Source organism: Burkholderia arboris (assembly GCF_038723655.1).
Taxonomy (GTDB): Bacteria; Pseudomonadota; Gammaproteobacteria; order Burkholderiales; family Burkholderiaceae; genus Burkholderia; species Burkholderia arboris.
In genome coordinates, this window is sequence record NZ_CP109822.1 from 2,774,059 (window position 1) to 2,786,540 (window position 12,482).

13 protein-coding genes are annotated in these 12,482 nt (G+C 69.0%); 5 read left to right on the plus strand and 8 right to left on the minus strand.

The annotated features are described in order from the left end of the window. The first annotated feature begins 17 nt into the window (after positions 1–17). Positions 18–920, plus strand: a complete 903-nt coding sequence (locus OHZ10_RS29870) for a LysR family transcriptional regulator (RefSeq protein ID WP_342705228.1) — start codon at positions 18–20, stop codon at positions 918–920. 15 nt (positions 921–935) lie between these two features. Here the strand turns inward: OHZ10_RS29870 and OHZ10_RS29875 are convergent, their stop codons facing one another. Both OHZ10_RS29875 and OHZ10_RS29880 read right to left on the minus strand, forming a co-directional pair. Further along, complete coding sequence (locus tag OHZ10_RS29875) at positions 936–1,256, minus strand: DUF7660 family protein (RefSeq protein ID WP_059239852.1); 321 nt, start codon at positions 1,254–1,256, stop codon at positions 936–938. A 60-nt stretch (positions 1,257–1,316) separates the two neighbouring features. Continuing rightward, positions 1,317–2,189 carry a LysR family transcriptional regulator gene (locus OHZ10_RS29880; RefSeq protein ID WP_256086142.1) on the minus strand — a complete coding sequence of 291 codons (873 nt, stop codon included), beginning with the start codon at positions 2,187–2,189 and terminating at the stop codon, positions 1,317–1,319. A gap of 145 nt (positions 2,190–2,334) precedes the next feature. On the opposite strand from OHZ10_RS29880, the gene OHZ10_RS29885 reads away from it, so the two are divergent. After that, the gene (locus OHZ10_RS29885) at positions 2,335–3,795 is read left to right on the plus strand and encodes an MFS transporter (protein ID WP_342705229.1); all 1,461 of its coding nucleotides are present in this window, start codon (positions 2,335–2,337) and stop codon (positions 3,793–3,795) included. Between the two features lie 68 nt (positions 3,796–3,863). Here OHZ10_RS29885 and OHZ10_RS29890 read toward each other — a convergent pair whose 3' ends face one another. Continuing rightward, positions 3,864–4,061, minus strand: a complete 198-nt coding sequence (locus OHZ10_RS29890; RefSeq protein WP_081052008.1) for an oxidoreductase-like domain-containing protein — start codon at positions 4,059–4,061, stop codon at positions 3,864–3,866. Between the two features lie 160 nt (positions 4,062–4,221). Here OHZ10_RS29890 and OHZ10_RS29895 point away from each other — a divergent pair, with 160 nt between their 5' ends. Continuing rightward, complete coding sequence (locus OHZ10_RS29895; RefSeq protein ID WP_342705230.1) at positions 4,222–4,644, plus strand: RidA family protein; 423 nt, start codon at positions 4,222–4,224, stop codon at positions 4,642–4,644. 76 nt (positions 4,645–4,720) lie between these two features. On the opposite strand, the gene creD is transcribed toward OHZ10_RS29895, so the two are convergent. The 5 genes from creD to OHZ10_RS29920 form a co-directional block, all read right to left on the minus strand. Then, positions 4,721–6,109, minus strand: coding sequence for a cell envelope integrity protein CreD (creD, locus tag OHZ10_RS29900; RefSeq protein WP_059239845.1), 1,389 nt, complete (start codon positions 6,107–6,109; stop codon positions 4,721–4,723). Between the two features lie 103 nt (positions 6,110–6,212). After that, the gene (creC, locus tag OHZ10_RS29905) at positions 6,213–7,664 is read right to left on the minus strand and encodes a two-component system sensor histidine kinase CreC (RefSeq protein ID WP_340624758.1); all 1,452 of its coding nucleotides are present in this window, start codon (positions 7,662–7,664) and stop codon (positions 6,213–6,215) included. A 15-nt stretch (positions 7,665–7,679) separates the two neighbouring features. Beyond that, positions 7,680–8,408: a two-component system response regulator CreB gene (gene creB / locus OHZ10_RS29910; protein ID WP_256086138.1), complete on the minus strand. Its 729-nt coding sequence runs from the start codon at positions 8,406–8,408 to the stop codon at positions 7,680–7,682. 75 nt (positions 8,409–8,483) lie between these two features. Continuing rightward, a complete protein-coding gene (locus OHZ10_RS29915; RefSeq protein ID WP_342705231.1) occupies positions 8,484–9,197 on the minus strand; it encodes an SDR family NAD(P)-dependent oxidoreductase in 714 nt (237 codons plus the stop codon). Between the two features lie 57 nt (positions 9,198–9,254). Continuing rightward, positions 9,255–10,163, minus strand: coding sequence for a sterol desaturase family protein (locus OHZ10_RS29920; RefSeq protein ID WP_059240951.1), 909 nt, complete (start codon positions 10,161–10,163; stop codon positions 9,255–9,257). Positions 10,164–10,928: 765 nt separating this feature from the next. Between OHZ10_RS29920 and OHZ10_RS29925 the strand changes: the two genes are divergently transcribed. Continuing rightward, positions 10,929–12,023, plus strand: a complete 1,095-nt coding sequence (locus OHZ10_RS29925; protein WP_059240950.1) for a hypothetical protein — start codon at positions 10,929–10,931, stop codon at positions 12,021–12,023. 108 nt (positions 12,024–12,131) lie between these two features. Next, complete coding sequence (locus OHZ10_RS29930; RefSeq protein ID WP_174991357.1) at positions 12,132–12,437, plus strand: EF-hand domain-containing protein; 306 nt, start codon at positions 12,132–12,134, stop codon at positions 12,435–12,437. Positions 12,438–12,482: the final 45 nt, after the last annotated feature.

Consider the following 12,482-nt stretch of genomic DNA (forward strand, 5'->3'; position numbering starts at 1 on the left):
CGGCTATACATTTATGTATGACCATCGATCTGAACTGGGAACGCTACCGCACCTTCCTCGCGGTGCTGACGGAAGGCTCGCTGTCCGGCGCGGCGCGCGCGCTCGGCATTACGCAGCCGACGGCCGGCCGCCACGTCGCCGCGCTCGAAGCCGCGTTCGGCCAGACGCTGTTCACGCGCTCGCCGTCGGGCCTGCTGCCGACCGAGGCCGCGCTTGCGCTGCGCGGTCATGCGGAAGCGCTGCGCAGCGCGGCGGCCGCGTTCGAGCGCGCGGCGGCGAGCCACGGCGCGGGCGTGCGCGGCATCGTGCGGATCTCGGCCAGCGACGTCATTGCCGTCGAGGTGCTGCCGCCGATGCTCGCGCAATTGCGGCGCGACCATCCGGGGCTCGTCATCGAACTGGTGCCGACCGACCGCATCCAGGACGTGCTGAAGCGCGAGGCCGACATCGCGGTCCGGATGGCGCCGCCCGCGCAGGACGCGCTCGTCGCGCGGCGCGTCGGCGAAATCGAGGTCGGACTGTATGCGCGCGACGATTACCTGGCGCACCACGGCGCGCCCGTGACGGTCGACGCACTCGCGCATCATGCGCTGATCGGTTTCGATACGGTCACGCCGTTCATCCGCTCGGCGGGGCGCGGGATGCCGCTCTGGAAGCGCGAGTCGTTCGCGCTTCGCACCGACAGCAACCTCGCGCAGCTCGCAATGATCCGCGCGGGCTACGGGATCGGCTTCTGCCAGTCGGCGCTCGCGAAACGCGACACGCGGCTCGTGCGCGTGCTGCCGGACGGGCCTTCGATGCGGCTGGAAACCTGGGTCGTGATGCACGAGGACCTGCGGGCAAGCCCGCGCTGCCGGGCCGTGTTCGACGCACTGGCGACCGGGTTGCGCGCGTATGCCGATGGCGAAGCCATCGAGTAGCAAGCGCGCGCCGCGCTATTCGTAGATTTTCCCGGAGAACAGGATGTCCGCGATGCGTCGCCAGGGATTGTCGGGCACGTCGTAGAAGCGCAGCCCCTCCTCCGACGCCTCGGCCCACTCGACCATGGCTTCCAGGTACTCGCCGATCGAACGGTTTTCCCAGCCAAGCGCGGCACGGGCGTACGGCGACGGCGGCGCATCGGCCTCGAGCTGCCGCTCCTTGTGCCAGTCGTGGCCGAGCACGCGCAGGAACTGGATCAGCGAACGCTCGTCGACCACGCGTTCCAGCGCGTCCTGCAGCCTGGCGGCCATCTGGTTTTTCAGTTCGTCGTTCATGCCTGTCTTCCCCTGGCGCGCCGCTCGGATACGCGCCGCCGCGTGTCGCGCGGCCTGGTTTTACATCAGCAATTGGCGCGACAGCACCTCGCGCGCCTGGGTGACGGTCTCGCGTTCGCCCGGCATCGGCGGCGTCAGCGAAAACACCGCGTCGGGCAACGGCGGCAACCGGTATTTCGTGCCGAGCCGCATCAGGCCGTCGCCGATCGCCGATGCGCACAGACAGCCGACCCCGAGCCCCGCCGCGACCATCGACTGCAGCCCCGCGACGCCCGACGCACTGTGCACGAGCGCGTACGGCGTGTGCTGCTCGTCGAGCGCGCGCACGGCGACCTGATGCATCATGCAGTCGTCCGGCAGCAGCACGAGCGGCAGCGGCTCGGGCAACTGCTCGGCGAGCGCGGGCGACGCGACCCACGACAGCGGTTCGCGCCGCAGCACCCAGCGCGTATCGGCTGACGCCGGCCGGAACGGCCCGCTCGACATGTTCATCACGACGCCGAGATCGATCTGCCCCCGCGCATGCGCCGCCTCGATCTCCACGCTCTTCATCGCGCTCACGTGCAGGCTCAGCTGGGGGTAGCACTCCCGCAGCCGCGCCAGCATGCCTGCCACCTCATTCGTGCGGAAGTAGTCGGTGATCGCGACGCGCAGTTCGCCCTGGATCGCCTGCCCGCGCAGTTCGTCGAACGCGGCCTCGTTCAGCGCCACGATACGCCGCGCATGCTGCAGCAGCCGCGTGCCGGCCGGCGTCGGCTCGACGCCGCGCTTGCTGCGCACGAACAGCGGCACCCCGGCCCGCGCTTCGAGCTTGCGCACCTGCTCGCTGACCGTCGATTGCGACAGATGCAGCAGCGGCGCAGCGGCCGTCAGGCTGCCGGCGTCCGCGACTGCCGCGAAAGTACGCAACTGGTCCAGGTCGAAACCGCGCATGGTCATGCTCCATCCATCGAATAACCCGATGGATGCTACCACTCTTTCCCGCTTTTCCGAATCATGGGCCATCGCCAGAATACGGAGTCAACGGCCTGCGTGCGTCGATCGCGCATGCGGCCCTCATTTTTCGGATCCTGCTTCCATGACGAACCCCACTCTTGCCCCCTGCGCGCCGGCCGGCGCGGCTGCCGCGGCGACGCCGCGCAGCCATCACGGCTGGGCGCTCGTGGTCCTGCTGGTCGGCGCCATTCTGCCGCCGCTCGACTACTTCATCGTGAATCTTGCGCTGCCGGCCATCCGCGACGGCATCGGCGCGCGCCCGGCCGAATTGCAGCTCGTCGTGTCGGCGTATGCGTGCGCGAGCGCGGTCGTGCAGATCACGGGCGGCCGCCTCGGCGACCTGTACGGCCGCAAGCGCATGTTCATGCTCGGCATGGCCGGCTTCGTGCTCGCGTCGACGCTGTGCGGGCTGGCCGGCAACGGCACGGTGCTGGTCGGCGGCCGGGTGCTGCAGGGCCTGTTCGCCGCGATCCTCGCGCCGCAGGTGCTCGCGACGATCCGCAGCGTGTTCAGCCCGCAGGAACAGGTGCGCGTGATGGGCTTCTACGGATTCGCGTTCGGCCTCGCGGCCGTGATCGGCCAGCTCGGCGGCGGCGCGCTGATCAGCCTGCATCCGTTCGGGCTCGGCTGGCGCGCGATCTTCCTCGTCAATCTGCCGATCGGCATCCTGGCGCTGATCGGCAGCTGGCGCTTCATCCCGGAAAACCGGCCGCCGCGCGGCCAGCGCATCGACGTGCCGGGCACGGTGCTGATGTCGCTGTTCCTGCTGATGCTCGTGTATCCGCTCACGCACGGCCGCGAGGCCGGCTGGCCGCTGTGGATGATCGCGTGCCTCGTCGGCGCGCTGCCGATGCTCGGCGCGCTGCTGGCGGTCGAATCGCGCCGGCTCGCCGGTGGCCGCGATCCGCTGCTCGACGTGCGCCTGTTCCGCAACCCGGTCGTCGCGCTCGGGCTCGTGCTCGCATTCCTGTTCTACATGCTGAGCGCATTCTTCCTGAGCTACGGGATCTATCTGCAGGGCTGCCTGAACTGGTCGCCGCTCGCGTCCGGGTTCGCGATCCTGCCGCTCGGGCTCGGCTTCCTCGCGAGCCCGCTGCTGATGCCGCGCCTGGTCGCCCGGTTCGGCGGGTATCGCGTGCTGACGCTCGGCTTCGTGATGCTCGCGGCCGGCGTCACGGCCACCGCCGCGCTCGCCCGCGCAGGCGCGCCGGGGCCCGGTTTTTATGCGGGCATCGCGGCGATCGGGATCGGTCAAGGACTCGTATTGCCGTCGGTCGTGCGCATCGTGCTCGCGGAAGTCGATGCGGCCCGCGCGGGCGTCGCGTCAGGAATGGTCAGCGCGATGCTGCAGATCGGCGCGGCCGTCGGCGCCGCGACGATCGGCGGCGTGTTCTTCGCGCGGCTCGGCGTGCATCCGGCCGCGCTCGACTACGTGCAGGGGTTCAGGACGTCGATGTTCACGCTGACGGTCGTGTTGGTGGCGTGCATCGCACTGTCGACGGCGCTCGGGCCGCTGCACCGGCGGCTGCACGCAGGCGCGTAGCCGGACAGGGATGGCAGCGTCGGCAGAAGCCGAATCGTCAACGGCGCAGGCACGCGCCGGCACCCGGTTCAATGGGGCTGCTTGCGCTCTGCTTGCCGCGCCTCCCATTCGGCCAGCTCGACGCGATAGCGCGCGAGTGCTTCGTCGTAGAGATCGAAAACGCACGGCGAACAGCCGCTGTTGCAGCAGTCTTCCAGTTCGGGTTGTTCAGGTGGGGTCGGACGGGGATCGTCGACGGACGGATCCCCGGAAACTTGGTTCGGCACGGCGTGGTCCGGTGATGTGGAATGGTCAGTATAGGGCGATCCGGGCCATCGCCGCTTTCAGCAGGCCGGCCGGGTCGACGATGAACCCTCCATAATGTCGCGATGGCGAACGCAGCGCTCCGTTGCGCCCGCCCCGTTCCCGCCCCACCGGAGCTGCGCGATGGCCGAAGCCGTGAATCCACCGGAAGTCTGGGCGCCGTTCGGCGCGTTCTCGATGGCCGTGATCCAGGGCGACGGAAGGATCGTGCATCTGAAGGGGCAAGTCGCGCTCGACCGCGACGGGCAGGTTGTCGGCCAGCGCGACATGCGCACCCAGGTACGCCAGACGCTCGACAATATCCGCGACGTACTGGCCGCGATGGGCGGGCAGATGCAGGACGTGATCTCGCTCGCCCACTACGCCACCGACATCGACGCATTCATGCAGGCCGGCGACATCCGCAAGGCTTACTTCGCCGAACCCTATCCGGTGACGACGACCGTCCAGGTCGAGCGTCTCTACCATCCCGACCTGCTGATCGAGATCACGGCCGTCGCCGAAATTCCGCTCGCGCGCTTTCGCCGGCCGGCAGCGCGCACATGAATCCTGGCCGCCCCGCGCAAAAACGCGCGCCGGCCGAAGCATTCCCGGCCGGCGCGCTTGCTCGCCACCCGCGCAGTTACTTCGCCGGCGCCCCCGGTTTCACCGCCCCCGGCTTGTCAGACAGCGGCTGCCACGCGGCGCCGAGCGAATACCAGTCGACGCGGCGCGTCAGCGTCATGATGCCGGCGAGGATCGCGAACAGCAGCAGCGAACCGAGCATCAGCGCATTGTCCTCGGACAGCAACAGCCCGTAGAGCGCCGCATACAGCATCGCGAGCAGCACCGTGAACGTCGCGCCGCGCTTCACGCTGTGCAGCACGAACGACAGGTAGAAGCCGAGCAGCCCGATGCATGCGCCGCTCGCCGCGAGATACGCATAGCCGAACGCGATGTGCTCGGACAGGCTCAGCAGCAGCAGGAAGAACAGCGCGAGCGACAGGCCGACCAGCGTGTACTGGATCGGGTGAATGCGCAGCCGCTTCACGAGTTCGTACATGAAGAAGCTCGCGAACGTGAGCATCACGAACAGCGCACCGTATTTCGTCGCGCGTTCGGCCTGCAGATAGACGTTCACGGGTTCGATCACCGACACCGACGCCATCTCGATCGCCCCTTCACCGTTGCCGGCCGCGACCTGCTCGCGCGCCTTCGTGTTGAACGACGTCACGTGCCAGTTGCTGACGAAGCCGCGCGCATCGATCGTGCGCTCGGCCGGCAGGAACTCGCCGCCGAAGCTCGGATGCGGCCACGTCGATTTCAGCGAAAAGTCGTTCTGGTCGCCCACCGGCGCGAACGCAACCGATTCCGCCCCCGCCAGCGGCAGGCCGACGCTGAACGGCACGACCGCCGCCCCTGCGTTTGCGTCCATCAATGCCGCGAGATCGACATTCGCATGCACGCCCTGGCGCAGGCTGTCCAGCCGCGTGCCCTGCTCCACGTCGAGCGGCTTGCCGCCGATGCGCAGGTCGGGTTGCGCCTTCAGCCCGCGAAGATCGCCGATGCCGAGCGTGACGTACGCGCTGTCGATCTTGAAGCTCACGTGACCGTCGGCCTGCGGCAGCTTCTTCAGGTCGGGCAGCGGCAGCGTGCCCGTCATCCGGCTGTCGAGCCCGTACACCAGCGCCTTGTGGATGCCGCGATAGCGCACGCTGACCGACAACGTGCCGTCGACGTTCAGTGTCTTCGGAAACACGAGCAGGCGCTTCGTCTCGCTTCGCAGGCTCGTCTTCGTCTTGCCGCCGGCCGGCGAGTCGTCGCGCACGCGCGTGACTTCCGTGTAATGCACGACGAGCACCGGCCCGGTCACCGTCTGCGGCCCCGCGTAGCTCGCCCAGATGCTCTGCAGCGCACTCTGCCGATAGTCGGCGCGTTCCCGCACGATGCTCTGGACCATCTGCAGCGGGATCAGGATCGCCAGCGCGAGAAACGCGGTGATCACGGACTTGAACAACAGGACTCGATTCATTGCTGACACGTACCGGAGTGGAAGATACGGTCAGCATGAGCGGGCCCGGTGAAGGGCGATTGAGGCCGGTGTGAAGCGAATGTGTGGCGAACGTGAAGCGCGCTCAGCCGGCCGACGGCAGCGTGAGCGTCGCGCACGCGCCGCCTTCGGCGCGGTTGGCCAGCGCGACCTGGCCGCGGTGCAGCATCGCGACTTCGCGGACGAAACACAGCCCGAGGCCCGTGCTGCGATCCTGCCCGTCCGGGCGCGGCAGCGAATAGAAGCGCTCGAACACGCGCGCCAGCGCGTAGTCGGGCACGCCGGGGCCGTCGTCGTCGACGCGCACGATCGCGACGTGCGCCCTGCCCGCCGGCTGCCGTTCGAGCGCGATCCGGATCGTGCTGCCCCGCGGCGCGAAATCCAGCGCATTGTCGAGCAGGTTGCCGAGCGCCTGGCGCAGCAAGAACGGATCGCCTTCGACGACCGCCGGTTCCGCCGCATCGTTCGCGTCGATCCGCAGGTTCACGCCACGCTGCCGCGCGCGCGGCTCGATATCGTCGATCAGCTGTTCGAGCACCCGCCGCAGCGCGACCGGCTCGTGCACCGACAGGCGCTGCTTCTGCTCGACTTCGGCCAGCGCGAGCAGCTTGCGGATCATCTGTTCGAGGCGGCCGGCCTGGCGGCGGATGTTCTCGGTGAAGCGCCGGCGGTTCGCAACCGGCATGTCTTCCTGCAGCAGTTCGGCCGCGCCGCTGATCGCAGCCAGCGGGCTCTTCATCTCATGCGTGAGCGTGTGGATATAGGTTTCGACGTACTGCCGGTCCTCCAGCCGCTGATGCATGCTTTCCACCGCGCGCCCGAGCTCCGCCAGCTCGTTCGCGCCCTGCAGCGGCATCGTCGCGCGCTCGCCGGCCGCGATCGCGCGCGCATAGCGCTGCAGGCGCCGCAGCCCGAGCACCAGCCACCACGTGCACGCCACGCCGATCAGGATCGCGCCGCCCATCAGCAACGCACCGTACAGCATGATCTTGCGCTGGCTGCGCGCGATGAACGGCGCGACCGTCTGGTTCGGCTTCGCGATCGTCAGCACGCCGATGATCTCGTTGCCGCGCCGGATCGGCGCCGCGACGTGCATCACGGTGCTGCTGTCGTCGTTCGGATCGCTGCGCGTGCTGCGCGCGCCGTATTCGCCGCGCAGCGTGCGGTACACGTCGTTCCAGCGCGAATAGTCCTGCCCGAGCGCGCTGCCGGACGAGTCGTAGCGCACGATGCCGTGCGCGTCGGTGATGTAGAGGCGATAGCCGATCGCGTTCTTCTGGATGCCCCACACGTTCGCGCTGACCGGGCGCTCGTGCAGTGTCCCGAGCTGCCGCGCGAACGCACCGTCGGCGATATGCCCGTTCGCCATGTCGTCGGCGGCCAGCGTCGCCAGCACCTGCGCGGTGTCGACGAGCGTGTCCTCCATCGCTTCGCGCACGCCGGGCTTCACCTCCTGCACGAACACGCGCAGCGTGATCAGCGCGGCCAGGCCGACGATCAGGAAAAATCCGAAGAAGATGCGCAGGCCGATATGCATGGGCGGTGCCGGTCGTTACGGTTGCAGCGAATAACCCATCCCGCGATGCGTGCGGATCGGGTCGCGCTCGGAATCGATCGCGCGCAGCTTGGCGCGCAGCGTCTTGATGTGCGTGTCGACCGTGCGGTCGGCCGAATCGAGCGCCTCGTGCCAGACGAGGTCCATCAACTGCTCGCGCGAATAGATGCGCCCCGGATGCTGCACCAGCAGCGCCAGCAGGCCGAATTCGTAGCGCGTGAGGTCCAGCGCGTGGCCGAGCCACGATACGCGCGCGCCGTCGGTGTCGAGCGTGAAACCCGGCGCGGCGGCCGGCGTCGCTGCGGGTGCGGGTGCGGGTGCGGGTGCGGGTGCGGGTGCCGGTTCCGGCGCCACCGTCCGGTAGAAGCGGCGCAGGATCACGCGCACCCGCGCCGCCAGCTCGCGCGGCGAAAACGGCTTGACCACGTAATCGTCGGCGCCGATCTCGAGCCCGACGATCCGGTCGATCTCGTCGTGCCGCGCGGTCAGGAAGATCACCGGAATATCGGTGAAGGTGCGTAGCCGCCGGCACACTTCGAAACCGCTGAGGTCCGGCAGGCCGACGTCGAGCACGATCAGATCGAAGCGCGTATCGCGCAGGCGGTCGAGCGCCGCCTGCCCGAGCGTGCAGTGGACGGTCTGCATGCCGTCGGTGCCGAGGGCATAGACGATCGTGTCCGCGATCGCCTGTTCATCTTCAACGATCAGGATAGTGGGCTGATTCATGTTCTCGGGTTCGGGTCGCGCAATCCGCGTGCGACATTGTACGCACGGCCGCCGCGCGAACCCCTTCCCGGCGCGCTACGCCACGCGGCCGCTCACCGGAATCGATGCACCGGTGATCGCCTGCGCATCCGCCGACAGCAGGAACCCGATCGTCGCGGCGATCTGCTCGGGCCTCACCCAGCGCGTGAAATCCGCGTCGGGCATGTCCGCGCGGTTCGGCGGCGTATCGATGATGCTCGGCAGGACCGCGTTCACGGTCACGCCGCGATCGAGCAGTTCGGCTGCCAGCGCCTCGGTGAGTCGCGCGACGCCGGCCTTCGCGGCCGCATAGGCACCCATGCCCGCGCCCGCCTTGAACGCCGCGCCCGCGCCGATGTTGACGACGCGGCCGGCCGGGCTCGCCAGCAAATACGGCAGCGCGGCCTTCGACGCGTTCAGCGCCGTCTTCACGTTCAGATCGTACATGCGGTCCCACGTGGCGGCATCGCCGTCGGCAATCGTCTGCCACACGAATGCGCCGGCGATGTTCAGCAGTGCGTCGACCCGGCCGAATTCGCGGTTGACCGATTCGAGCGCCCGCGCCGCAGCGTGCGGATCGACGAGATCGATGCCGCCGATGCGCAATGCTTCGGCCGGTACGCCGGGCAGCGCCTGGGCATCGGGGGCCGCGCCGCGGCCGATCAGCGCGACGCGTGCGCCGCGCTCGCCGAGCCACGCGGCCGTTGCGACGCCCAGATGGCCGAATCCGCCGGTGATCGCGACTGCCTTGCCTTTCAGGTCGTGTTCCATCGATGAGTTCTCCTGGATCGAGAGTGGTTTGACGAAGTTCCGACAGCGTAGCGCCGTTCACGCATCCGTGCGCACGGCGACGAGGCTGCGGCGGCGCAGTTCCTCCGTCGTTTCGCCCAGGTTGCCCGGCCGCCAGCCCGGCGGCAGCATCACGAAACGGATCGCGGTCCATACGTCGCGGGCCGTCGCGACGTCGCGGGCGAGGCTCGCCCAGTGCTCGAGTTCGACGACGAACGGATTGCGCGAGCGCGTCGGCGTGACGAGGCCGTAGCGGCACGGTTCGTCGGCACGCTCGGCGACATAGGTGCCGAACAGCCGGTCGAACACGATCAGCACGCCGCCGTAGTTCGCATCGAGGTAGTCGAGATTCGACGCATGGTGCACGCGATGCGCGGACGGTGTATTGAACACGTATTCGAGCCAGCCGAGCTTCGGCATCCACGTGTTGTGCAGCCAGAACTGGTACATCAGGTTGAACGACAGGATCGCGAGCACGGCTTCAGGACGCACGCCGAGCCACACGAGCGGCGTGAAGAACATCGCGGCGCCGGCGATCTTGCCGGTCCAGCCGAGGCGAAATGCGGACGACAGCGTCAACTGATTCGGCGAATGATGCACCGCATGCGTCGACCAGAAGAAACGCACACGATGCGACGCGCGGTGATACCAGTAGTAGCAGAACTCCTGGCCGACGAACACGAGCAGCCCGAGCGCGACGCTGTGGACCGGGATCGTGAAGAGCCGATGCGCCCACGCGAAATCGAACAGGGGTGTGGCGAGCGACAGCGGCACCAGCGCGAGCAGCTTGCGGCCCGCGAGATCGGCCAGCGACAGCCAGACCTCGTTCCAGTCGAACGGTTCGGGCTGACGGCTGCGGCGCCAGGTGAGCACGGCCGCCTCGACGAGCGAGACGGCGACGATGAGAAGTGTGACGTAGTACGCGAGCTTGCCGGTGGTGGTGAGCATGATGGGTCTTTCCTTCGGTTGAGTCGGACGCGTCATGGGCAGCACGTGCTGCCGTCGCGTCGAATGGAACGCACTGTAGTGGGCGCGGAACGGAAAGACCACGCGGGAAATATGTCGCCGTATGTCGCGCAGCAATGCGCTCGCTCGATGAGCCGTGACCGCGCGTGCGTGGGGATTGGCGGTCGGGTCGCGGGTTGCCCGGCGCGTGCATGGGCGACGGAAACTGTGTCGCCGTATGTCGTGGTGAAGCCGGTCGGTGGTGTGCGGGACAGGTATCGACGAAACGACGAAACGGCACGGCTGAGCGACCCGGGGATATTGCCGTTGACGATCGGGCGTTCGTCCATTCGCCCTTCACCGGACAGCATGCCGCGTCGGCTACAGCCCTGTCGCAGCGGGTTCCGGCCCCGGGCATCGCGTGCTGTCCATAGCAATAGGTGTGTCGCGAAGCGTGTCACGACGCAGCGCCTGCCTGAATCGGTCGGCAAATGTGTCGCCGCATGTCACCGCGACACCTGCTCGGGCCACGCACGACATACGCCGACCGGGATTGCTTCACGCCCTCTTCTCGTCGCGCTCAGCCTTTCCCGGCAACGCATGCCCGCGACCGGCGCGGCCGGCGCCCGCATTCGTCGTACCGAAATACGGCACGTCACGTGTAACACCGCGACATCTTTCATGACGCGACGAACACGCGTCGCCGTCCTAAAGTTCGTCCCGTCGCCACGCCACTGCGTGCACCGCAACGAACCGCAAGGACACCCGATGAAAACCCGCTTCCTCGTCACCGCCGCCGCACTCGCCACGCTCGCCACCGCACCGGCCTTCGCCGGCTGGTCCGGCCACGGCACCGCCTACACGCCGCACGGCACCTTCAGCGGCGCGCACGCCGGCTCGTGCGGCGGCGGCAGCTGCTCGCATGCGGGCGGCGTGATCGGCCCCGGCGGCGGCATCGCAACCAATACCGGCACCGTCACGCGCACCGCGCCGGGCCAGTTCTCGAACAGCGGCACGGCCGTCGGCCCGAACGGGCGCTCGGTCGAGCACAGCGGCGACACGAGCTGCGCGGGCGGCACCTGCTCGCATACCGGTTCGCTGACGGGCTCGGACGGCCGCAGCGCGTCGACGTCGGGCAGCGTGACGCGCAACGGCCCGGGGCAATACTCGTCGAGCGGCACGATCACCGGCTCGGGCGGCAACACGGCCAGCCACACCGCATCGACGAATTGCGCGGGCTCGACCTGCTCGCGCTCGGGCACCGTGACCGGCACGGATGGCGGCAGCGTCACGCATTCCGGCAGCGCGACGCGCGTGGCGCCGGGCGTCGTGACGACGTCGGGCGGCTCGACGGTCGTACACGGCGGCACGGTCTCGACCGGCGGCTCGACGGTGATTCACGGCAGCACGGCGGCAGGCGGCGCGGTGGTCGTGGCCGGCGGGACGGTGCCGGTTCCCGTGCCTGTACCCGTGCCGGTGGTGCCGGTCGTGCCACCCCCGCCGGCCGCCGTGGTCGTGACGGCTCCAGCGGCCAACGCCACGGTCGCCGTTGCCGCACCCGCACCTGCGCCGGCCGCTGTCGTCGTCGCGGCACCGCCGCCCGCGCCGGCTGCCGTCGTCGTCACGCCCCCGCCGCCGAAAGTCGTGCATGTTGCGCCGCCGAAGGCCGTCGTGGTCGCCCCTGCACCGCGCATCGTCTACGTTGCCCCGCCGCCGCCGAAGGTCCTGTATCTCGCGCCGCCGCTGCCGCGCGCCGTGTACGTCGCCCCGCGCGCGGTGTATGTCGCGCATCCGCCGCGCGCCGTCGTGTGGGTGCCCGCCCACTGGGCCGGCCGCGTCTGGGTGCCCGCGCACTGGGCGTGATCCGGCGTCGCCCCGCCACGCTTCATCGATTCGTTTCGCTTTTCATCCGTTCCAGTTTCATCAACCACCCGGCCGGCGCAGACCGTCGGCCACGCAAGGAGAAACCCCATGAAGTCCATCAAGAAGATGATTGCCGCCGTCGTTTTGTGTATCGTCTCAGCAGCAGCGTCGGCCCAGCAGATGCCGCCGGGCGCGGCGGCCGGCGGCGCACGCGCCGAGCATGCGCTGATGCAGTTGCAGACCCGCTTCGCCAACGCGAACACGACGCACGACGGCAAGCTCACCCGCGAGCAGGCCGCTGCGGGCATGCCGATGGTGGCGCAGCATTTCGACGAGATCGACGTGCAGCACAACGGCTACGTCACGCTCGCGCAGCTCGCCGGGTTCATGCGCCAGCGCATGGCGGCCCGCTGATCGCGGACACGAGTCCGGCCGCACCGCACGCACCGGGAGGCAGTC